This window comes from Bacillus infantis, assembly GCF_008180445.1.
Taxonomy (GTDB): domain Bacteria; phylum Bacillota; class Bacilli; order Bacillales; family Cytobacillaceae; genus Bacillus_AB; species Bacillus_AB infantis_B.
Window position 1 is genome coordinate 269159 of sequence record NZ_VTER01000006.1, and the last position, 20150, is coordinate 289308.

Sequence of the window (20150 nt, forward strand, 5' to 3'; positions counted from 1 at the left end):
ATCAGGCTCCTGGAATACATGAGTGTGGAGAAAAAAAGGAAGTYATGTATCCCATCAKGCTCCTGAGATACATRAGTAGGGAGAAAAAAAGAAAGTCATGTATCCCATCAGGCTCCTGGGATACATGAGCAGGKAGAAAAAAGGATGGTTATGTATCCCATCATGCTCCTGAGATACATGAGTAGGGAGAAAAAAAGAAAGTCATGTATCCCATCAGGCTCCTGGRATACATGACTAGGAAGAATAAAAGAAATCATGTATCCATCGTGGGGATACATGACTCGGCTGCACGTTGATGTGTCTTTAACTTTTTTCAAGCATACCGTTTTTAGAAAGTCCTCTTCACTTTTTCCCAGAACGAGTTTTCCCCTTAAATTCCCAGTTTTAATTTTGCCGCTCAGTTTAGCTTCATTTTTTTTTAGATGCTGATACACTCCACCAAAGAGTGTCCTTTTTCAGCTCTCCGGTCTCTTCTCTCTCTCCCGCAAACTATACAAATATCGCTCCAGCTTTTCTTTAATTTCTTCGTTCTTAAGCGCAAACTCGATTGAAGCCTGAAGAAAGCCGAATTTATCCCCGGTATCATAGCGATTGCCTTCTATTAGACATGAATACATAGGTCCGTCTTTCAGAAGCTGCGAAAGAGCTTCAGTCAGCTGGATTTCTCCAGAAAAGTCAGGCTGAAGGGACTCCAGTACAGTAAATATCTCCGGTGTAAGAACATAACGCCCGATGATAGCCTGATTGGTCGGAGCAGAGTCCTTCGAAGGCTTTTCGACCAGCTGCTCAATTTTACAAAGATTGCCTGCTTTAAATGAATAATCGATGATCCCGTATTTAGAAACATCCTCCCAGGGAACTTCCTTCGCACCGATCATGCACGTACCAGTTTCTTTGAATTGGCTGATCATCTGCAAGAGGGCAGGGGTGCCGGAATCAACCAGGTCATCACCGAGGAGGACAGCAAAAGGCTCATTCCCGATGAATTGTTTTGCACAAAGAACTGCGTGACCGAGCCCTAAAGGCTCCTTTTGCCGTACATAATGGATGGAAGCAAGATTCGAAGCTGCTTCCACTTTTTTTAAGAGTTCGGTTTTGCCGGTTTTCTTCAGTATCAGTTCAAGTTCGATAGACTTATCGAAATGGTCTTCAATTGCACGTTTGTTTCTTCCCGTAATGATGATTATATCCTCAATGCCGGAAAGAATGGCTTCCTCCACGATGTATTGGATGGCAGGCTTGTCGGCAACCGGGAGCATTTCCTTTGGCTGGGCTTTAGTGGCGGGCAGGAAACGGGTGCCAAGGCCGGCCGCCGGAATGACCGCTTTTCTGATCATCATGATACCTCCCAGCAGAATTTTAGCTGAATTAAGTGCACTCAACTGAACATATGAACAGGGACAAACGGGATATGCACCTTTTAATCAGGAAAAAAAGGAATAGTTCTCCTGATGCCCGCACAATTTAATATCAATGCAAGAGTTGGCGGGGTGTATGAATTGACCGGAAATCTATTCCTGAAAGACCGAAAAAATATCATCATGGCGCTTGCTGCCATTGCCTTGTATGTAAGCCCCTTATTCATTCTCGGGGAAGATGCGCATATACGCGTCCATGACAACCTGGATTCTAACCTGGCATGGTATAAAGTCCTCAGAGAAAGCGGGCAGACTTATGGAACGGCAGAGGCTGTCATCCCGCAGGTCATCAACGGCCTGCCGCGCAATGCCTTTGGCACTGAACTCAGCGGCATCGTCTGGCTGTTTTCTATTTTTCCGACCATGACTGCCTATGCCCTCAATCAGCTTCTTACAAGATGTGCTGCATTCATGGGCATGTATCTTTTGCTGAAAACTCATTTAATCAGATCACCTGAATGGTCAGCCATCAGGGTGGGGGCAGCACTTGCATTCGCGCTGACTCCATTTTGGCCATCCGGAATGCTGAGCACTCTCGGTATGCCCCTTGCCTTATGGGCATTTTTGAATATACGGAAGGGGAAGTCAGGCTGGAAAAGCTATCTTGCGCTCGCGCTGCTTCCTTTTTACTCCAGCTTTGTTCTCGGATTTTTCTTCTTCCTTGCAGCAATGGGAGGATTATGGCTGTTTGATCTTTTGAGGGGAAAAGGCACGAATCTGCGATTTCTTGCGGCTATTGCCGGCATGACACTTTTATATATGCTGGTTGAATACCGCCTTGTCCACTCATTTCTTTTTCTGGAAGAAGACAACAGCCGTGATGAATATTTTCATGCACGGCTTACGTTCGCCCATTGCGTCAGGCTTGCCTTTAAAAACTTCGTTCTGGGCCATACCCATGTCATGACAGTTCACGGGCTCATTATCCTGCCTGTCACCATTTATGCTTTATTCCTTGTCTGGAAGAATAAAAGCTGGAGGCAGGAGAGAATGTACGTATTTTTGTTTGCTTTTAATTTTCTTCTGTCCTTCTGGTACGCTTTCTGGTTTTATGAAGGATGGCTTCCATTGACAGAGCGGTTTCATTTTATGGATACCTTCAATTTTGCCAGGTTTCACTTTTTGAGGCCGCTTGTCATTTATATAGGATTTGCGCTCGCTTTAAGGATCGTCTGGACATCGTCGAAAAGCAGAAAAAGCATCCTTGCCGTCATTATCGCTCAGATTCTTTTGCTTGGAGCTTTCAATGACGAAATTATTTACAGCAGGAAGCCCTCGGTGAAAGAATTCTACGCAGAAAGTTTATTCGAAGAAATAGGAAATTACATAGACAGGCCAAAGGAGGATTACCGGGTTGCAAGCATTGGCATCCATCCGGCGATTGCCCAGTATAACGGATTTTATACGCTGGACACGTATAATAATTTCTACCCGCTCACCTATAAGCACCAGTTCAGGAAAATAATTGCGGAGGAATTGGCAAAAAATAAGACCATTCGCCGCTATTTTGATGAATGGGGAGGAAGATGCTATATCTTTACAGCAGAACTGGGGAAGCATTATATGTTCAAAAAAAATTCTGATAAAAAGCTCAAAAATCTCAAATTGGATACTGCTGTTTTTAAGGAAATGGGAGGAGAATATTTTTTTTCTGCCGTGCCGATTATGAACAGCATGGAAAACGGTCTGGAGCTGGAGAGAGAATTCACATCCGGGGATGCTGCCTGGAGGATTTATTTGTATAAGGCACTATAGACATCTAGGAGGAAGCAGAATGACTGAAACCATATTGACTATCGTTGTACCCTGCTATAACGAAGAAGAGATGCTGGCATATACGATGGAGGAACTTGGGAGACTGCTGAAGGACCTTGAAACTGAAGGGCTGATCTCCAGCTCGAGCAAGCTTTTATTCGTTGATGATGGGAGCAGGGATAGGACATGGAATCTCATCCATAAAGAAACCCTGAGATCTGAACAGGTGACAGGGCTGAAGCTGTCAAGGAACTCAGGGCACCAAAATGCCCTTCTTGCAGGAATATTCACCAGCATGAAATCTTCGGACTGCATTGTCACGATCGATGCAGACCTTCAGGATGATCCCTGTGCCATAAGGGAATTCCTGGTGAAATATCATGAAGGCTGTGATATTGTCTACGGAGTGAGGAGCAAAAGGGAAAAGGATACTTTCTTCAAACGGGCTACTGCCCAGGGGTTTTATAAACTGATGGCAAAGCTTGGCGCCAGCCTGGTCTACAATCATGCTGATTTCCGCCTCTTAAGCAGGCGCGCTGCCGAGGAGCTGGCACAGTTTGGGGAGGCAAACATGTTCCTGAGAGGCATCATACCCCTTATCGGCTTCCGCTCGGACCAGGTCATGTATGAGCGTAAAGAGCGGATGGCCGGGGATACGAAATATCCGCTGAAAAAAATGCTATCCTTTGCCCTTGATGGATTGACTTCCTTTTCGGTGACACCAATCCGGCTCGTTCTAATGGCAGGTCTTGTATCTTCTGTCATCAGCATCCTTTTTGGGACTTATTTTCTTTTTCTTAAGTTTACCGGCAGCACTGAAGCCGGCTGGACATCTCTCATTTCTTCCATCTGGCTCATAGGCGGAGTGCAGCTTACCGCCATAGGTATGATCGGGGAATATATAGGAAAGATCTACAAAGAGACCAAAAGACGGCCTAAATTTATAGTCGAAATTGATACCTACACATTGCCTGCATCACTTCAGCTGAAAAACAGGGAGATGGAGCAGGATGAAGGATACAGCATCAAGTATCGCCAGCTTCCTGAAACCAACTGATACAATTATCAGGTTCCTGCTAGTAGGCCTAATCAATACGCTGATCGGGCTTGGGAGCATTTATATTCTATTGTGGGCAGGGGCAGGGTACTGGCTCTCCACACTCCTCGGAAATGCTGCTGGTGCTGTAACAAGCTATTTTCTTAATAAAGCTTATACTTTTAAAAGCTCACAGCCTTTCATAAAAAGCGGTCTGCTCTTTGCGGGCCTTGCCGCAAGCTGCTATTTTATTTCCTACAGCTTATCAAAGAAGCTGGTATTGATATTGGACAATCATCTGGCATTCTATCCCGAAACGGCTGCAGTCCTCTTGGGAACTGTATTATATACAGTGTTGAATTATTTGGGACAGAAACATATCGTATTTAAAAGGTAGGCAGCTTCCATTAAGTAAGCTGTCTATTTTTATTCCTTATAAAACTCCCTGAATGTTTTGATGATTATGGTAATATTGAGTGAGAGAAAGGAGGAATATATGAAACCATATTCGTTTATTATTTTTGACCTTGATGGGACCCTTTCAGATCCATACCCGGGAATAGCACGCTCGATCAGGTATGCTTTAGAAAAGATGGGCCGGCCTGTTCCGCCCGTGGAGGTTCTCAAACTTTTCATCGGCCCGCCTCTTCACCATTCCTTTCAGGAACATTGCCTTTTAAGCAGAGAGGAAGCAGACGAAGCGGTGCAGTTTTACAGGGAGAGATACACAGAAAAAGGATTGTATGAAAACGAATTATATCCCGGGATATCAGAATTGCTTTTATCATTGAAAGAAAAAGGCTTCAAGCTGTGCGTCGCCACCTCAAAGCCTGTAGAGTTTGCTGAAAAAATTTTATCTCATTTTCAAATCTCACATATTTTTGATTACATAGAAGGTGCTTCGCTTGATGGCAGCTATTCGGATAAACAGGATATCATATCATCCGTGCTTCTGAATTTCAGGGAATATGAAAAGAAAAGTTTTTTAATGATTGGTGACCGGAAATATGATGTGATTGGCGCAAAGCACTCAGGCATTGATTCAGCTGCGGTCCTTTACGGATATGGAACTGAGGATGAATTCTTTCAATCTCCTGATGCATCGCCGACTTATTTGATTCGGACGGTTGAAGAACTATACAGCAGATTCGGTGTTGAAAGAAATTAACATAAAGCAGAGGCGTGAAAGTGATGTTCATAGTAAATGTTGAAGGAGCAGTCCACAGAGATGGTAAATGGCTGATCGGAAAAAGAAGCAGCCAGGAAAGCCATGCAGGTGGAATGCTGGCTCTGATCGGAGGCAAGGCGGAGAGGGAAGGCCACTCAAAAGATATTTTAGAAAGAACAGTAAAAAGAGAAATCCATGAGGAAACAGGAGTACTGATAAAAGACGAAATGGAGTATGTATGCAGCAGTTCTTTCATATCGGATGATGGATATCATGTGATTGACATTGTTTTTCTGTGTGAATACGAAAGCGGGGATGCCAGTCCAGTCTGTCCTGATGAAAACGAAGAAGTGATGTGGATGAGCAGCAGAGAAATCCTTGGGCACCCGGATGCGCCTGTATGGCTGAAGGGGAGCATTACGGCAGCAGAAGATCTATTGCGGAAAAAAAGGAATGTCTGAAAGAGGCAGGAGGGTTTAGCAGTGAAAGAGAGCTATCCTCATAACAAAGGAGGTGAACCTGATGGAATTTAAAGTCTATGGTGAGAGTATAATTGAAAGCATCAGTGAGGCGGCAAGAATCGCAGGGGGAAGCCATGATGCTGCCGCCAAACTCGTTATGATAGAAGCACACAGCGGAGGCCTTTCTGTCTCTTCTGGAAACGGGGACCGGTCTGTGATCTTTGAGCACCCTTTGATAAACTGCAGGGATTCGGGCCTGGTTATATTGGAATATGGAAAGCTGGCAGCTGATGGAAGAATGCTTTCTGAAGTCATCAGAAAAATACCTGGCCGTTTAAGCATCAAAGCTTCCACTTCACATAAAATCCTGATTAATTCCATGGACAAGCAGATTTCCGCAGCGATTGCGGGTTTCCCGTTAGACCAGTCTCCTGATAGAGCACATACAGAGTTTCCTAATATATATACTTTGGAAGCATCTGATCTTGCAGCAGGATTGAGGAATACAGCTGCATCTGCGGCAAAAACAAGCTCAAGGCCAATCCTGGAAGGCATCAATCTGGCATTTGATGAAAGCGGGCTGACATTCACGGCGACAGATTCAAGCCGGCTTGCCATGTGGAAAGCTGCCGGATCTGCTGGATTCAGCCAGTCATTCACTCTGCCGGCAAGGAATGCAGCAGAATTGCTCAAATTGATAGGCAAGTCACCAAGCGGAGAAGCAGCCATTTATATATCCGATTCACAGGCCGTATTCGCCACATCAACATTCCGTTTCTGCTCTTCGTTTTTGACCGGCAGATTTCCCTCTTCTGAGAAGCTGACGCCGGAAGGGTGCAAAACAGAGTTAGTCATCAATAGGAAGCTCCTCCTCCAAGGAGTCGAGCGGACGATGATATTTGCAGGAGAAAAAAGAAGCTCTCTTGTTTCCATCCAAGCCAAGGATGAAAACTCCATCACTATATCTTCACCAATGTCTGAAATGGGCATGATCGAGGAGGTGCAGGAATTGCAGAGCATCAGCGGAGAAACAGAAGCTTCAGCAGTAATAAATGGGAGTTATCTGGCGGATGCCCTGAAAGGGACAGAGTCAGAATATATTAAAATCAGGCTTTATGGGACGATGAAGCCAATCCTTATCTCTTCCCCTGGGGAGGCAAACTATTATCACCTCATTTCTCCTGTCAGGACTGCATCAGGGATGTTCCTTGGCAAGGGACAGGGTAAAAATCAGGAATAATACTGAAAGGTGAGAAAATCAATCTGAAGGGGGATGTGAATACTGGCAGAGTATTATTAAAAGAGGGGGGGAGGGTGAAGCAGAGGTATTTCCTCCCATCCAGGCTTCTTAGCTGAAAGGAGGCATACCGCGGCCGATTTCCTTAATGATGCTGGTAATGGATTCAATATCCTGCGCTTCAAGCCCAAACGCATTTTTAATCTTTTTTTCTATATTGTCTGAAACATTGCGTTTCCCGATTTCAATCAAAGCAACCAGTGAAAAGCTGCAATTAATCATTTTGGCGAATTCACGCTGTGAAAGATTATAATTACTTCTGATAAACTTAATAATTTCTTTATCCAAGGTTAAATCTCCTTTTTTCTTTTATTTTCATATTATAAAAGAAAGTGAAGAACATCACTAGTGAAATATAAAAATAAAAGAAGGAAGGAGAAGAAAAAACCGGCTTTATAGTTAAAGCGGCTGCTTGGCTGGCTGATCTGCAAGAGGTATCCGGCTATAGACAAACCACCTGTTCAAAAACTCGACCTTGAGCTTCTCGCCGGGCTTCAATTTTTCACTTTCATTGACCACAACAAGCTTCTGACCCTCCAATTCCACTGTTTTCTCATCCACTGCGTCAGCGATATATACCTTGAAAATAACTTTATTGAACCAATATGGATTCAGCCTGCCTTTTATATCAAGGATATTCTTCATCTTAAAGCCTCCTTCCTGTATGCATGTAAAAATATATTACTTGAAAATTTAAACAATTAACAAAATACTTCATTTTATTAATTGATACCCGATTAGATCATATAAAAACCATTAAAACTGATGAATTGGATAGAACGTGCGTTCTGTAATATACTAAAGTAGTATGAAAGGGAAAGAATTTTTCCTGCGTGAAGCTTATTCTGTACTTAGAGGAAGGATCACATGAAAAAATGCCTTTACTGCCAGGCAGCGGGGGACCTGATCCCCCTCAAAGAGTGGAACAGGGACCGGACGATTTATTATTGCAGCAAGCATTATGATCAGGTGCTTAAGTTCCAGGAGAAAGAACAAAGGGAATTTGTCGATTATTTCAGACAGCATCCTAAGCTGCTGGAGTTTCTCAGCAGCAAAAGTCTTGAACTTTATGCAAGGCTCGAAAAAGAATACAAGAAAGGAGGACCGGCATGAACATACCGATTTTTCAGAATATCCTCTTTTCCTGCCTGATGGAATGAGATATAATGCATTATAGTATTAATTACATAACGTAACCACAAGGGGAGCTTAAAGCTGAGAGTGAACTTTTGTTCTGACCCTTTGAACCTGTTAGATAATTCTAGCGCAGGGATGTGGATGGATGGATGGGTGAAGGTATGCCCGCTTCCTGACCAGTTCTCCCTTGAGGTTTGCGTTAACTCGGACAAAAGGGGAGAATTTTTTTATGAAAAAATTAGGGCTGGTTGCCTTGATTGAAGCATCTTTTTTTGCGGCTTTTGCTGTCATTCTTGATTTGCTTCCTTCTATTAAACTGACGCCGGCAATATCCATTTCCATTGCAATGGTGCCCATCTTCATTCTTTCATTGCGATGGGGCTGGAAAGCGGGCTTCATTTCCGGATTCTTGTGGGGGATTCTCCAGATCGTCATGGGCGACGCCTGGATAGTGACGCCCCTGCAGACTTTCATTGAATATTTCGTTGCTTTTGCCTTTATCGGCTGTGCCGGATTCTTAGCTGCTGCCGTCCAAAAGAGCCTGGCTGAAGATAAGAAGGGTAAGGCGCTTGGATGGGCAGCAGCAGCCATTTTCCTTGGCAGTGCGGGCAGATATTTCTGGCACTTTCTTGCAGGCATGATTTTCTTTGGAAGCTATGCACCCGAAGGGATGTCTCCTTTTGTATATTCCCTCATGATTAATGGGATAACGATGCTCGGGTCAGCTGTCTTATGTACAGCCGTGTTGTGGCTCCTCCTTTATGCAGCACCGCGCCTGTTACAGCGGAAACAGGGGTATTCCGCAGCCGAAGAGCATAAAATGGCAAACTGATATCCATCTGCACAAAGCGGTCTCATCCGGCGAATCAGCGGGATGGGACCGCTTTTTTATTCTGGAAAGGGAAATTGAAGAGAATTGCTGAAAAATGCTTTCATTCGACAAATTATGGTATATAATAAGTTACGCTATTATACTAAAGTGATAAACTGGCCTATGAGGCATAACAAACTAGATCATATGTCGACTATAAATATAGTAAAGGAGATTGAAATGACAGATAAGTTTATAATCCGCTTTGAAGATGTTACAAAACAATACGACAGTGACAGTCCGGTCCTGGACGCCGTCAGCTTTGATATAGAAAGGGGAAAGTTCTATACGCTCCTTGGACCTTCAGGCTGCGGAAAAACGACGATCCTGCGCCTGATTGCAGGTTTCATCGAGCCGACAGAAGGATCTATTTTCTTCAATGGGCAAAAAATCAATAAAGTGCCTGCCAACAGGAGGCAGGTCAATACCGTTTTCCAGGATTATGCACTTTTCCCGCATTTGAATGTGTTTGAAAACGTGGCATTCGGATTGCGCATCAAAAAGATGAAAAACCAGGAAATCAATGAGCAGGTGAAAGAGGCGCTCAAGTTCGTTAACCTGGAAGGCTATGAACAGAGGGAAATCAAAGAAATGTCAGGCGGACAGAGGCAGCGTGTCGCGATTGCCAGGGCGATCGTCAATAAACCGGAAGTCATCCTGCTGGATGAGCCCCTTTCCGCACTGGATCTGAAGCTGCGTACAGAAATGCAGTACGAGCTGCGTGAGCTTCAGAGAAGGCTTGGCATTACCTTTATATTTGTCACCCATGACCAGGAAGAGGCGCTTGCTCTTTCTGATGAAATCTTTGTGCTGAACAAAGGCCGGATCGAGCAGAGCGGAACACCTACTGATATTTATGATGAGCCAGTCAACCGTTTTGTGGCCGATTTCATCGGTGAGTCCAACATCGTCGAGGGGACCATGCTTACCGATTATCAGGTTGAATTTACAGGCAGGAAATTTGAGTGTGTCGACGCCGGATTTGATCTGAATGAAAGGGTCGAAGTTGTCATCAGGCCGGAGGATATGGAAATTACGCCTAGCGAGCAGGGCAAACTGCAGGTCCGTGTAGATTCACAGCTTTTCCGCGGCGTCCATTATGAAATTTCCTGCTTTGATAAAGATGGAAATGAATGGCTTGTCCATTCTACACGAAAGGCAAAAGTAGGGGATGAAATAGGCCTTCATTTTGATCCGGAAGCCATCCATGTCATGAGGCCGGGAGAATCTGAGGAAGAGTTTGACCGCAGGCTGGAGGCTTATCAAGAGGAAAGCCATGAGAACTAATCAGACACGCAACCTGTACCTGATCCCCTATTTGCTGTGGATCGTTTTATTTGTCGTAACTCCTTTGTTTTTGGTGCTGTATTATTCATTCTTTGATATAGAAGGGCAGTTCACATTCGGGAACTACCAGAAATTCTTCACACCCGTTTACCTGAAAATGACTTTAAGTTCTTTCTGGTATGCGTTCCTGATTACAGCCTTTTCATTACTGATTGCCTATCCGACTGCCTACCTGCTTACAAAGACCAGGCATAAGCAGCTCTGGCTTCTGATGATCATCATTCCTTCCTGGATCAATCTGCTGCTCAAGGCTTATGCCTTTCTCGGCATTTTCGGGACTTACGGGGCAGCCAACAGCTTCCTTGAAGTGATCGGAATAGGCTCAAGGCAGATTTTGTTTACCGATTTCAGTTTTGTTTTTGTATCGGTATACATTTTCCTGCCATTCATGATATTGCCGATTTTCAATTCGCTGAATGAATTGAATTCGTCGCTCATTGATGCATCCAATGATCTGGGGGCATCTTCTTGGACAACCTTTACCCGGGTCATTTTCCCGCTGACGCTTGATGGCGTTAAATCCGGCTGCCAGGTTGTTTTCATCCCTGCGCTTTCCCTCTTCATGCTTACCCGCCTGATTGCAGGGAACAGGGTCATCACACTGGGTACTGCCATAGAACAGCATTTCCTTGTCACACAGGATTGGGGAATGGGCTCCACCATTGCCGTATTCCTGATCCTTACGATGGTGATCATCATGCTGCTGACCGGAAACCGCAGGAGGGGGGCATAGCATGGGGAAATTATCTAAATGGTCATCACTTTATCTGATCCTTGTATTTTTTGTTCTTTATGCGCCAATATTTTATCTCATGTTTTATTCTTTCAACAGCGGCGGGACAATGTCCCATTTTGAAGGCTTCACGCTGGACTGGTATAAAGAGCTTTTTGCTGATGCCAGGCTATTGATCATCGTGCTGAACACGATCATCATCGCCCTGCTGTCGGCTGCCATATCAACGATCATCGGAGTGGCCGGTGCACTGGCCATTTTTTATGTAAGAAAGCGGCAGGTCAAGAGCACACTTTTATCTCTGAACAATATTTTGATTGTCAGCCCTGATGTCATCATAGGTGCTTCCTTCCTGATTTTGTTTACGATGATCGGGATCAAGCTCGGATTCACATCTGTCCTGCTCTCTCACATCGCTTTCTGTGTACCTATCGTCGTTATCATGGTGCTGCCGAAAATCCAGGAAATGAGCCCTACACTTGTGGATGCGGCAAGAGATCTTGGGGCAAGCCGTTTCGATGTCCTGTCCAAGGTCGTTCTGCCTTATATAACACCAGGCATTTTTGCCGGCTTTTTCATGGCACTGACCTATTCACTTGATGATTTTGCGGTCACTTTCTTTGTAACGGGGAATGGTTTCACCACATTATCGGTTGAAATCTACTCACTTGCCCGGCGCGGGGTATCATTGAACATCAATGCATTGTCCACGCTGCTGTTCCTGTTCACACTTATACTCGTGATCGGCTATTATTTCATCACCCAGAAAAATGCGAAGCCGAATGGAATGGGGGTCAAAAAATGAAACAGCTCGGAAAAGCCCTGCTGGTCATTGCCGTCATTTCTGCACTTCTGCTGTATGGAGTCTCTAAACTAAATTCTTCACAAGGCTATTCCAGCGGGAATACGCTGACCGTCTTTAACTGGGGAGACTATATTGATGCAGAGCTCGTGGACCGTTTTGAACAAGAAACAGGCATCAAGGTAATCTATGAAACCTTTGACAGCAATGAAGCCATGATGACCAAGATTGAACAGGGAGGGACAGCCTATGATATTGCCGTTCCGTCTGAATATGCAATTGAAAAAATGAAAGAAGAAGATCTGCTTTTGCCGGTGGATCATTCAAAAATTCCAAACTTGCAATATATCGACCCGAGGTTCATGGACCTGGCATTCGATCCAAAAAATGAATACTCTATCCCTTATTTCTGGGGGACGGTCGGCATAGCCTATAACACAGATCTGCTCGGCGACAAAGAAATCACCAGCTGGAATGATCTATGGGATGAAGATCTGCGGAATCAGATCCTTCTTATCGATGGTGCAAGGGAAGTCATCGGAATGGGCTTGAATTCCCTCAATTATTCCCTTAATGATCAAAATAAGAAGCATCTGAGGGAAGCGAAGGAAAAGCTTGATACCCTTACTCCGAATATCAAAGCCATCGTTGGTGACGAAATCCGGATGCTGCTTGAAAACGATGAAGCAGCCATCGGTGTTGTCTGGTCAGGGACTGCATCAGAGCTGATGTGGAAAAAGGACAATATTGAGTATGTACTGCCGGAGGAAGGGACGAACCTGTGGTTTGATAATATGGTCATTCCAAAAACGGCGAAAAACGTGGATGCTGCCCACCAGTTCATGAACTTCATGCTTGATCCGGAAGTGGCTGCCCAGAATACCGAATATGTAGGCTATTCGACGCCAAATAAAGAGGCGCTGAATTACCTGCCGGAGGAAATTGTCAGTGACAAACGCTTTTATCCCGACCCGGAAATGACCGAAAAGCTGGAAGTGTACGAGAACCTTGGGAAAAAAATGCTCGCACATTATAATGAACTGTTTTTGGAATTCAAAATGCACAGTAAATGATGGCAGCGGCTGGAGGAGTCTCCGGCCGCTTTTCTGCATCCTGGCATGAATTCTGTCCTGTCAGGGGATCATAATCCTAAAAACAGGAGGAGCTAGTCATGTATTATATCAGCGGAAACATCGTTTCAGGGGAATATGATGATCAGGCAGAACAGTTTTCCATCAGCATGATCAAACACTTCAAGACTCAATCCATTTTGACCAAGAATCAGGCCATCCAGCTTCTTGACTATCTTTACAGGCATAAGGACGAAGAGGGAGGCCAGGTCATCACATTGAATGACCAGATGCCGCTGCGCGTCTCATCCGAGGAGATCAATGCCCTGATACTTGATCTTGAAAAGATTATATCCCACTTTTAATGTTCAGCCGAAATCTATATCCGATATTGATAGGATATGATATGATTTCTTTAATTGAATAAATGCTTTATGGTGCTTTGCAGCATGCTGCAAACTTAAAAGGGAAGCCGGTTGAATTCCGGCGCGGTCCCGCCACTGTGATGCTGAGGCTCCTCCCTCGATGCCACTGTTCCTTAGCGGACGGGAAGGCGGAAGGAGTCTATGATGCTTAGCCAGGAGACCTGCCATAAAGAAGTACACAACCTTCCTACGGGTGATAGGAGAGTGATGCGCTTTTAATATGGCAAAGTTTTATTATTTGTTAAATTTTGTAATGTGCAGGCATCCTCTATGAAGGATGCCTTTTATTTTTTCCAGACAATAAGCCTGAGGAGTGAAACCTATGGAAAAAGCTTATCCAGCAGACCGTTCCCGCACCATACAGACCAGGCTAGTTCTTCCGCCGGATACAAACCATCTTCAGACGATTTTCGGAGGCAAAGTGCTATCCTATATTGACGAAATTGCTGCCATTACTGCAATGAAGCATTCCGGCAGCATGGTAGTAACAGCTTCGATCGACTCTGTGGATTTCCTGTCTTCAGCTTCAGTCGGTGACGCCCTTACTCTTGAAGCCTTTGTAGCCTCAACAGGGAGAACCTCCATGGAAGTCTATGTGAAAGTGCATGCAGCCAATCTTTTAACAGGAAAAAGAACGTTGACGACCGAATCGTTTTTAACCATGGTTGCCGTGGATGAAAACGGCAGGCCCATCCCTGTATCCCGGGTGCTGCCTCATTCTGATGAAGAAATCAGGCTGTTTGCTTCAGCAAGAGCACGAAAGGAGCATAGGAGAAACAGAATGCTTATACGATAAGAGGTGGCTTTCAGATACATCTGTATTCATGAAATATGGCACATCTTCAGCAGCTAGTTCTTAGGGCTGCTTCCAGCCTATCCAGCTCCTCTGAGATCCTTCCTTCTTCTATGCGGCTGAAAAGGGGGGCGATAGTGCCGAGTCTTTTCTCTGCAACCCCAGCCTCTTTCCATTCCAGCGTATGCGTATTATCCTGCAGCATGTTATTTATCTTCCTGCTGGAGAAAGGGAGGAAGGGGTTCAGAAGCCTCGCCAGATTTTTGATGATGTACACACATGACTGCAATGCATCTGCACATTTTTGCGGATCGCTTTTAATCGTTTTCCAGGGCTGTTCACTGTCAAAATATTTATTGGCCGAGCGTACGAAGGCGAATATCTCCTCAAGCGCTTCTTTAAGCTTTGCGCCTTCGATCTTTTCTCCGCTACTGTTATATAAATGCTTAATATCCTCCTGTACAGCTTCACTTAATTTTCCTTCCGGTATCATGCTGTCATAATATTTTTCGATAAACTTAAAAGTTCTGTTGACCAGATTGCCATATGCTCCAAGCAGCTCGCTGTTATGGCTGTAGATGAATTCCCGCCAGGAAAAGTCAGCATCCCTGTTCTCAGGAGCATTGACAGCAAGGAAATACCGGATAGAATCCGGTTCATATCTTTCAAGTATGTCAGGGACCCAGACTGCATAGTTCCTGCTTGTTGAAAGCTTTTTTTTCTCAAGGGTAAGATATTCGCTGGAAATCATCCGCGCTGATCCCCCAGGCAGCCCTATCCCCATTTGAATAGCCGGCCAGATAATGGTATGGAAAGGGATATTGTCTTTTCCATGCACATAATAAGATACAACATCACTTTCCCCGAACCTGCTGCCGTCCTTGCCCTGCTGGCGGGCCCATTCCCTGCTGGCAGAAAGATAGCCAATCACCGCTTCAATCCACACATATATTTTTTTCTTCTCCATTCCTTCAACAGGAACTGGCACCCCAACATCCAAATCCCTAGTTGCCGCCCGGTCCTGCAGCCCCTCAGTTAAATATCTTCTTGTCAGGCTGCAGCTGTTGTCCCTCCACAAATGGCGGGAGCGTGCCTTCTCGGACAGCTCTTCAAGCTGCCTCTGAAAATGGCTCAGCCTGAAATAATAATGTTCAGTTTCTTTCATTTCCGGCGGTGTCCCGCATATTTTACAGGATTTTTCCAGAAGGTCGGCCGGCTCAAGTATGGCTGAGCAGGCATCGCATTGATCACCCCGTGCATGGCTGCCGCAGGAAGGGCAGATTCCCTCTACGTACCTGTCAGGCAGAAACTGGACACATGTCCGGCAATAAGATTGTTCAATCGTTCTTGGAAAAAGATGACCATTTTCCAAGAGTGACAGAAATACCTCCTGGACAGTCTGATGATGATGCAGGGCATCTGTCCTTGTATAAAGATCGTAAGTAAAACCCAGCTGTTCAAAGCTCGCTGCGAATTCGCTGTGATAGCGGTCAGCTATTTCTTTTGCAGATTTGCCTTCATTTTTTGCCCTGATAGCTATGGGTGTTCCATTGCAGTCGCTCCCGGACACATACAGGACTTCTTCGCCCTTCATTCTGTAATATCTTGCAAGAATATCTCCGGGCAGCAGACTTGAAATGTGCCCGAGATGAAGGGAACCGTTTGCGTAGGGCCATGCCCCGCCAATAAATATAGCCATTATACTTCTCCTCCTTTTTTCATCGGCAGATTTTTATATAAAACAAAAAAGCCCCGTCCTTCTCTATAGATATATAGAAAAGGACGGGGCTTGCCCGCGGTACCACCTTTATTCGCCTTTCGGCCTCTGCAAGTACGGGGCATAAAGATGCCCTTATACTGTGGGTTGGATAACAAGTACCACTACTTGCCGCAGCCTACTGACGAATTACGTGTTCGGGACGGGGCTCGGAGACCATTGTTCAAACAGCCGCTTTTGCTTCTTTTCACCTGCCGAAGCTCTCTGGGAAAAACGGATCTGCTCTACTTTTTCTCTTCAATGCCTTAATATAAAAGTTAATATCTGCCAATGATTTAAAAATTATTATATGCACTAACTGCAAGAATGTCCAGCAGAATTTTAAAATGCAAGAGCAGAAGTCAGAATATAACAGCAAGGTGTTACCTTCAAATATTTGACTGTTTAAAAGCAAACCTTTATCATACAAAAGGCAGATAATGATAATATTCGTATAGAATAGTCCAGACAAAGGGAAGGCTGATTATGCAGAAAAACCAAATGTTATTTGAATATCTCAGCAATAATTCTCAAAGAATTACTGACAAATGGCTGAGCACCAGGGCAAAAGGAAAAGGATCGATCTATTCAGCTGAAGCGGATATAAAGATTGAAAGAATGCTCCGTGAGCAAAATGCCTTCACTAATAAGACCGTTTCGACCATTCTTTTGGATGACCGGTCTTTATTCGAAAAATTGGTCCAGGAATGGGCGAGCACAGTTGCTGAAAGCAGGGCAGATACCGATACTCCGATCTATGAGGTAATATCAGCTTTAAGCAAAGTGAGAGATACATACTGGGAATTTGTAGAAGAATTTGCGAAAAAGAACGATGAGATTGACAAGGAGGATATCCTCCAGTGGAGTCTGGTCATTCATTCAGCTTTTGACATACTCGCACAAAAATTTGCAGAACAATATTACAATATCACAAGAAACAGGCTGAGAGCACAGCAGGATCTCATCCATCAGCTTGGCGCACCTATCATTCCGATCATCGGATCCCTCGGTGTTCTGCCTTTGATCGGCGATATTGATACAGAAAGAGCTAAAGCAATCCTAGAGAGTGTACCCCTGCAGTGTACAGAAGCAAAGCTTTCCTATTTGTTTATCGATCTGTCAGGTGTACCGATTGTTGATACTATGGTAGCACAGCAAATCTATCATATCGTGCAGACACTGGACCTGCTTGGAATCAAAACGACTATTTCCGGCATCCGTCCGGAAGTTGCCATGACATCTATCCAGCTTGGAATCGACTTCAGCAAAATCAATACACATAGCACATTGAAAAATGCCCTGGCGAAAATGGGGCTGAGCATGAAAGCTGAATGAATAGAAAATGCACCCCTGCTTTTAAGCCTGAGGTGCATTTTTTTTGGAGCAAGAGGCAAGCCGGCAGGCGCGCCGGAGGCTCTGAATCTTTTCAAGGCTGGCGGAATGATGCCTGCAATAAGAAGGACGAAGAAGATCAAGCCGATGACAGCAAGGACGAGTGATGCAAAAAAGACCGGGCCTTTTCTAAAGAAGAAGGGTTCATCTTTCTGGATGATACCCGTTTGGGCGCTCACCATGCTGTTGATGTGCCTCTGGGGCGAACCGCCGCTTGTTGAAAAAATAAAAGTAACTGCAGCAAATGCCGCGCCAATGAAGAAAAGAACTTCAATTAACCTTACAGAAAAATATGCTGCCACTCCCCATGCGGCCAGCGCTTCAGCTGTTAAAGCAGCTATAAAGACAATTGTATTCCTGCTCATTACTATCACCTCGTCATCTATACGATGAAAGAGCTGAAAATGTTTCACTAAATATTAAAATATTATAAGGAATATTCAGATCATTATGATAAGATATACAAAAATCTACTCTAAAAGGAGATCATAATGATTTTACAAGGAGCAGGAAAGCTGTCCATAAATGGGATTGGGTCTTCGGACGGCGGGAGCTATGATAAGGTATGCATCAACGGAAAAGGCACCGTCAATGGCAATATTGAATGCCGCATATTTGATTGCAATGGTTCAGGACAATTCGACGGAGACGTACTGTCTTCTGAAAAAGCTAAAATCAATGGAAATGCAGCGATTGCCGGAAGCTTCTCAGGGGCAACGCTGTCTATCGACGGCAGCGCAGGGTTTTCCGGTAATGTGGCTGCTGCGGACGAAATTAAGGTAAATGGAAAAGGAAGAATCGGCGGAAAGCTCGCATCCAGAAAAATTATCGTTAATGGCAGGCTTACTGCAGGCGGCAGTGTGGAAACAGAGGAATTCATATCAGAAGGTCAATTTATAATCGGCAGCCATTTGGCCGCGGAGAGCATAAAGTCTTTTATCATGGGCGAGTGCAAAGTTCAAGAGATGAGAGGAAGAAGCATTCTAATCAGGCAAAAGAAAGACAACCCGCTCAGAGGGCTGCTTCAATCTTTTTTTCCTTCCCGGCTTGAAGCAGCTTTGATAGAAGGTGAAGAGATACATCTCGAAAATACGAATGTGAAGATGGTAAGGGGGAATCATATTGTGATAGGTGAAAATGCCATTGCTGATACTGTGGAGTATACAGGATCCCTCAAATTTGAGGGGAACGGTACGGCTTTGGAGAGCAGGAAAATATAATCTATTATCTGGAATTTACAGCTGACTGGGCGCCTGGAATAGGGCGTCTTTTTATTAGCTCATTAGTGCTGGTTTTTGAAACAGAAGATAAAACGGTTTAAACGCGGAAAAAAACAGGGAAAATAAATGAAAGCTCCAGAAAATATTTGAACATCCTTCATACTTATAGCATAATATATGTACATATACTCATATAAGGAGGGGATGAAATGGGACATCATCATAATCATGGACACGGACATTCTCACGGCCATTCTAGCAACAAACGGGCGCTCTTTCTTTCATTTATCATCATTGCTTCTTTTATGGTCGTTGAAGTGATAGGGGGCATCTTGACAAACAGCCTTGCTCTTTTATCAGATGCCGGCCATATGCTCAGCGACGCTGCCGCCCTGGGACTGAGCTTTTTTGCTATAAAGCTTGGAGAAAAGCAGGCGACTTCCGCAAAATCTTATGGCTTTAAAAGATTTGAAATCATTGCAGCTGCATTGAATGGGCTGACGCTGATCGCGATTTCCATTTACATCTTTTATGAGGCCGTCCAAAGGATTATGGATCCGCCTGCAGTCCAAAGCATGGGCATGCTTGCTATCTCGGTTCTCGGCCTTATTGTCAACATCATTGCAGCCTGGATACTGATGAAGGGCGACAAAGATGAAAACTTGAATGTAAGAAGCGCCTTTCTCCATGTACTTGGCGATATGCTGGGCTCTGTAGGCGCCATCACTGCAGCTTTGCTTATTTATTTCTTTAATTGGGGCATTGCAGATCCGATTGCAAGCGTCATCGTTGCCATCCTGATCATTATCAGCGGATGGAGAGTTACAAAGGATTCTTTCCATATATTGATGGAAGGAGCCCCTGAACAGATTGACGCCTCCAGTATCCGCAGCTCTCTGGAAAGCATCATATCTGTAAAAGAAATTCATGATCTCCATATCTGGTCGATCACATCAGGAGTGCCGATGCTCAGCTGCCATATCGCTATCACAGAGGAAGGCCGTCACGATGAAGTCCTTAGAGAAGCACAGGCTGCCCTTCATAACCAGTTCGGAATCGACCATAGCACCATCCAGGTGGAAAGATATGAAAAAGGCTGCCCAAGTGCGCATGGCACATGCAATTAATGGTGGCTGGCATGCTCGATGGTTTGCAGGAGGATCCCCATCACATGTTCGTCATCATGGGAATAATATAAGGTAGTGCCCTCACGCCTGAATTTAACCAGCCTGAGATTTTTTAAAAACCGCAGCTGATGGGAAACCGTCGATTGAAGCAGAGTAAGTTTTTCAGCAATTTCGTTCACTGAATGCTCCCCTTGAAAAAGCAGGTTCAGGATTCTGAGCCTGGTCGGATCGGATAAAGCTTTAAATGTCTGCGATACAATGAATAAGGTTTCTTCATCCAGTTCCTGCATAATGTGCGGCTGTGTCTTTTCTTCTTCTGCCATTGATTCAGCCTCCTTTTAT

General features: G+C 44.6%; 23 protein-coding genes, 2 riboswitches and 1 other annotated feature. Of the genes, 18 read left to right on the plus strand and 5 right to left on the minus strand.

The window, feature by feature from the left end; genetic code table 11:
* Positions 1–455: 455 nt before the first annotated feature.
* A complete protein-coding gene (gene galU, locus FZD51_RS12665; protein ID WP_276528729.1) occupies positions 456–1337 on the minus strand; it encodes a UTP--glucose-1-phosphate uridylyltransferase GalU in 882 nt (293 codons plus the stop codon).
* 204 nt (positions 1338–1541) lie between these two features.
* On the opposite strand from galU, the gene FZD51_RS12670 reads away from it, so the two are divergent.
* From FZD51_RS12670 to dnaN, 6 genes are all read left to right on the plus strand, one after another.
* Entirely contained in the window at positions 1542–3173 is a 1632-nt protein-coding gene (locus tag FZD51_RS12670) for a DUF6044 family protein (RefSeq protein WP_148975358.1), read from the plus strand.
* Between the two features lie 19 nt (positions 3174–3192).
* Positions 3193–4230, plus strand: coding sequence for a glycosyltransferase family 2 protein (locus FZD51_RS12675; RefSeq protein WP_148975109.1), 1038 nt, complete (start codon positions 3193–3195; stop codon positions 4228–4230).
* Positions 4184–4606 (plus strand): GtrA family protein, encoded by a 423-nt coding sequence (locus FZD51_RS12680; RefSeq protein ID WP_148975110.1) that lies wholly within the window; start codon positions 4184–4186, stop codon positions 4604–4606. The genes FZD51_RS12675 and FZD51_RS12680 overlap by 47 nt, the downstream gene beginning before the upstream one ends.
* 99 nt (positions 4607–4705) lie before the next feature.
* The gene (locus tag FZD51_RS12685; RefSeq protein ID WP_148975111.1) at positions 4706–5377 is read left to right on the plus strand and encodes an HAD hydrolase-like protein; all 672 of its coding nucleotides are present in this window, start codon (positions 4706–4708) and stop codon (positions 5375–5377) included.
* Positions 5378–5400: 23 nt separating this feature from the next.
* Positions 5401–5838 carry an NUDIX hydrolase gene (locus FZD51_RS12690; protein WP_148975112.1) on the plus strand — a complete coding sequence of 146 codons (438 nt, stop codon included), beginning with the start codon at positions 5401–5403 and terminating at the stop codon, positions 5836–5838.
* Positions 5839–5899: 61 nt separating this feature from the next.
* Positions 5900–7078 carry a DNA polymerase III subunit beta gene (gene dnaN, locus FZD51_RS12695; RefSeq protein ID WP_148975113.1) on the plus strand — a complete coding sequence of 393 codons (1179 nt, stop codon included), beginning with the start codon at positions 5900–5902 and terminating at the stop codon, positions 7076–7078.
* Between the two features lie 108 nt (positions 7079–7186).
* Here dnaN and FZD51_RS12700 read toward each other — a convergent pair whose 3' ends face one another.
* Entirely contained in the window at positions 7187–7423 is a 237-nt protein-coding gene (locus FZD51_RS12700; protein ID WP_148975114.1) for a helix-turn-helix transcriptional regulator, read from the minus strand.
* A 111-nt stretch (positions 7424–7534) separates the two neighbouring features.
* Positions 7535–7780 carry a hypothetical protein gene (locus tag FZD51_RS12705; protein WP_148975115.1) on the minus strand — a complete coding sequence of 82 codons (246 nt, stop codon included), beginning with the start codon at positions 7778–7780 and terminating at the stop codon, positions 7535–7537.
* A 222-nt stretch (positions 7781–8002) separates the two neighbouring features.
* Between FZD51_RS12705 and FZD51_RS12710 the strand changes: the two genes are divergently transcribed.
* The 8 genes from FZD51_RS12710 to FZD51_RS12745 all read left to right on the plus strand — a co-directional run bounded on the left by FZD51_RS12710 (position 8003) and on the right by FZD51_RS12745 (position 14316).
* Complete coding sequence (locus tag FZD51_RS12710) at positions 8003–8248, plus strand: hypothetical protein (protein WP_148975116.1); 246 nt, start codon at positions 8003–8005, stop codon at positions 8246–8248.
* Positions 8249–8326: 78 nt separating this feature from the next.
* Positions 8327–8425, plus strand: a riboswitch (TPP riboswitch).
* 76 nt (positions 8426–8501) lie between these two features.
* Positions 8502–9104 carry an energy-coupled thiamine transporter ThiT gene (gene thiT, locus FZD51_RS12715; protein ID WP_148975117.1) on the plus strand — a complete coding sequence of 201 codons (603 nt, stop codon included), beginning with the start codon at positions 8502–8504 and terminating at the stop codon, positions 9102–9104.
* Positions 9105–9323: 219 nt separating this feature from the next.
* Positions 9324–10430, plus strand: a complete 1107-nt coding sequence (locus FZD51_RS12720) for an ABC transporter ATP-binding protein (protein WP_148975118.1) — start codon at positions 9324–9326, stop codon at positions 10428–10430.
* A complete protein-coding gene (locus FZD51_RS12725; protein WP_148975119.1) occupies positions 10420–11223 on the plus strand; it encodes an ABC transporter permease in 804 nt (267 codons plus the stop codon). The genes FZD51_RS12720 and FZD51_RS12725 overlap by 11 nt, the downstream gene beginning before the upstream one ends.
* Position 11224: 1 nt before the next feature.
* On the plus strand, positions 11225–12028 hold the full coding sequence (locus FZD51_RS12730) for an ABC transporter permease (RefSeq protein WP_148975120.1): 804 nt from the start codon (positions 11225–11227) through the stop codon (positions 12026–12028).
* Positions 12025–13098 (plus strand): ABC transporter substrate-binding protein, encoded by a 1074-nt coding sequence (locus FZD51_RS12735; protein ID WP_148975121.1) that lies wholly within the window; start codon positions 12025–12027, stop codon positions 13096–13098. Before FZD51_RS12730 ends, FZD51_RS12735 begins: the two co-directional genes overlap by 4 nt.
* A 98-nt stretch (positions 13099–13196) precedes the next feature.
* A complete protein-coding gene (locus FZD51_RS12740) occupies positions 13197–13460 on the plus strand; it encodes a hypothetical protein (RefSeq protein WP_148975122.1) in 264 nt (87 codons plus the stop codon).
* A gap of 53 nt (positions 13461–13513) precedes the next feature.
* Positions 13514–13703, plus strand: a riboswitch (cobalamin riboswitch).
* Positions 13704–13842: 139 nt separating this feature from the next.
* Positions 13843–14316: an acyl-CoA thioesterase gene (locus FZD51_RS12745; RefSeq protein ID WP_148975123.1), complete on the plus strand. Its 474-nt coding sequence runs from the start codon at positions 13843–13845 to the stop codon at positions 14314–14316.
* A gap of 46 nt (positions 14317–14362) precedes the next feature.
* Here the strand turns inward: FZD51_RS12745 and metG are convergent, their stop codons facing one another.
* Entirely contained in the window at positions 14363–16012 is a 1650-nt protein-coding gene (gene metG, locus FZD51_RS12750; RefSeq protein WP_148975124.1) for a methionine--tRNA ligase, read from the minus strand.
* A 76-nt stretch (positions 16013–16088) separates the two neighbouring features.
* Positions 16089–16340 (minus strand) — a binding site (T-box leader).
* 215 nt (positions 16341–16555) lie between these two features.
* Between metG and FZD51_RS12755 the strand changes: the two genes are divergently transcribed.
* The 4 genes from FZD51_RS12755 (at position 16556) to FZD51_RS12770 (ending at position 19808) form a co-directional block, all read left to right on the plus strand.
* Entirely contained in the window at positions 16556–17404 is an 849-nt protein-coding gene (locus FZD51_RS12755) for an STAS domain-containing protein (protein WP_148975125.1), read from the plus strand.
* Between the two features lie 105 nt (positions 17405–17509).
* Positions 17510–17854 (plus strand): hypothetical protein, encoded by a 345-nt coding sequence (locus FZD51_RS26185; RefSeq protein WP_187445739.1) that lies wholly within the window; start codon positions 17510–17512, stop codon positions 17852–17854.
* A 98-nt stretch (positions 17855–17952) separates the two neighbouring features.
* Positions 17953–18681, plus strand: a complete 729-nt coding sequence (locus FZD51_RS12765; protein ID WP_148975126.1) for a polymer-forming cytoskeletal protein — start codon at positions 17953–17955, stop codon at positions 18679–18681.
* 209 nt (positions 18682–18890) lie between these two features.
* Complete coding sequence (locus FZD51_RS12770; RefSeq protein WP_148975127.1) at positions 18891–19808, plus strand: cation diffusion facilitator family transporter; 918 nt, start codon at positions 18891–18893, stop codon at positions 19806–19808.
* Here FZD51_RS12770 and FZD51_RS12775 read toward each other — a convergent pair.
* Positions 19805–20098 (minus strand): ArsR/SmtB family transcription factor, encoded by a 294-nt coding sequence (locus tag FZD51_RS12775; RefSeq protein ID WP_187445763.1) that lies wholly within the window; start codon positions 20096–20098, stop codon positions 19805–19807. The two genes, FZD51_RS12770 and FZD51_RS12775, sit on opposite strands and share 4 nt — an antisense overlap.
* Positions 20099–20150: the final 52 nt, after the last annotated feature.

Excerpts from the sequence above, each read along its gene's own strand:
- galU (WP_276528729.1), bottom strand. The coding sequence starts at position 1,337 with ATGATCAGAAAAGCGGTCATTCCGGCGGCCGGCCTTGGCACCCGTTTC.
- FZD51_RS12670 (WP_148975358.1), top strand. The coding sequence starts at position 1,542 with ATGGCGCTTGCTGCCATTGCCTTGTATGTAAGCCCCTTATTCATTCTC.
- FZD51_RS12675 (WP_148975109.1), top strand. The coding sequence starts at position 3,193 with ATGACTGAAACCATATTGACTATCGTTGTACCCTGCTATAACGAAGAA.
- FZD51_RS12680 (WP_148975110.1), top strand. The coding sequence starts at position 4,184 with ATGAAGGATACAGCATCAAGTATCGCCAGCTTCCTGAAACCAACTGAT.
- FZD51_RS12685 (WP_148975111.1), top strand. The coding sequence starts at position 4,706 with ATGAAACCATATTCGTTTATTATTTTTGACCTTGATGGGACCCTTTCA.
- FZD51_RS12690 (WP_148975112.1), top strand. The coding sequence starts at position 5,401 with ATGTTCATAGTAAATGTTGAAGGAGCAGTCCACAGAGATGGTAAATGG.
- dnaN (WP_148975113.1), top strand. The coding sequence starts at position 5,900 with ATGGAATTTAAAGTCTATGGTGAGAGTATAATTGAAAGCATCAGTGAG.
- FZD51_RS12705 (WP_148975115.1), bottom strand. The coding sequence starts at position 7,780 with ATGAAGAATATCCTTGATATAAAAGGCAGGCTGAATCCATATTGGTTC.
- FZD51_RS12710 (WP_148975116.1), top strand. The coding sequence starts at position 8,003 with ATGAAAAAATGCCTTTACTGCCAGGCAGCGGGGGACCTGATCCCCCTC.
- thiT (WP_148975117.1), top strand. The coding sequence starts at position 8,502 with ATGAAAAAATTAGGGCTGGTTGCCTTGATTGAAGCATCTTTTTTTGCG.
- FZD51_RS12720 (WP_148975118.1), top strand. The coding sequence starts at position 9,324 with ATGACAGATAAGTTTATAATCCGCTTTGAAGATGTTACAAAACAATAC.
- FZD51_RS12725 (WP_148975119.1), top strand. The coding sequence starts at position 10,420 with ATGAGAACTAATCAGACACGCAACCTGTACCTGATCCCCTATTTGCTG.
- FZD51_RS12730 (WP_148975120.1), top strand. The coding sequence starts at position 11,225 with ATGGGGAAATTATCTAAATGGTCATCACTTTATCTGATCCTTGTATTT.
- FZD51_RS12735 (WP_148975121.1), top strand. The coding sequence starts at position 12,025 with ATGAAACAGCTCGGAAAAGCCCTGCTGGTCATTGCCGTCATTTCTGCA.
- FZD51_RS12740 (WP_148975122.1), top strand. The coding sequence starts at position 13,197 with ATGTATTATATCAGCGGAAACATCGTTTCAGGGGAATATGATGATCAG.
- FZD51_RS12745 (WP_148975123.1), top strand. The coding sequence starts at position 13,843 with ATGGAAAAAGCTTATCCAGCAGACCGTTCCCGCACCATACAGACCAGG.
- metG (WP_148975124.1), bottom strand. The coding sequence starts at position 16,012 with ATGGCTATATTTATTGGCGGGGCATGGCCCTACGCAAACGGTTCCCTT.
- FZD51_RS12755 (WP_148975125.1), top strand. The coding sequence starts at position 16,556 with ATGCAGAAAAACCAAATGTTATTTGAATATCTCAGCAATAATTCTCAA.
- FZD51_RS26185 (WP_187445739.1), top strand. The coding sequence starts at position 17,510 with ATGATGCCTGCAATAAGAAGGACGAAGAAGATCAAGCCGATGACAGCA.
- FZD51_RS12765 (WP_148975126.1), top strand. The coding sequence starts at position 17,953 with ATGATTTTACAAGGAGCAGGAAAGCTGTCCATAAATGGGATTGGGTCT.
- FZD51_RS12770 (WP_148975127.1), top strand. The coding sequence starts at position 18,891 with ATGGGACATCATCATAATCATGGACACGGACATTCTCACGGCCATTCT.
- FZD51_RS12775 (WP_187445763.1), bottom strand. The coding sequence starts at position 20,098 with ATGCAGGAACTGGATGAAGAAACCTTATTCATTGTATCGCAGACATTT.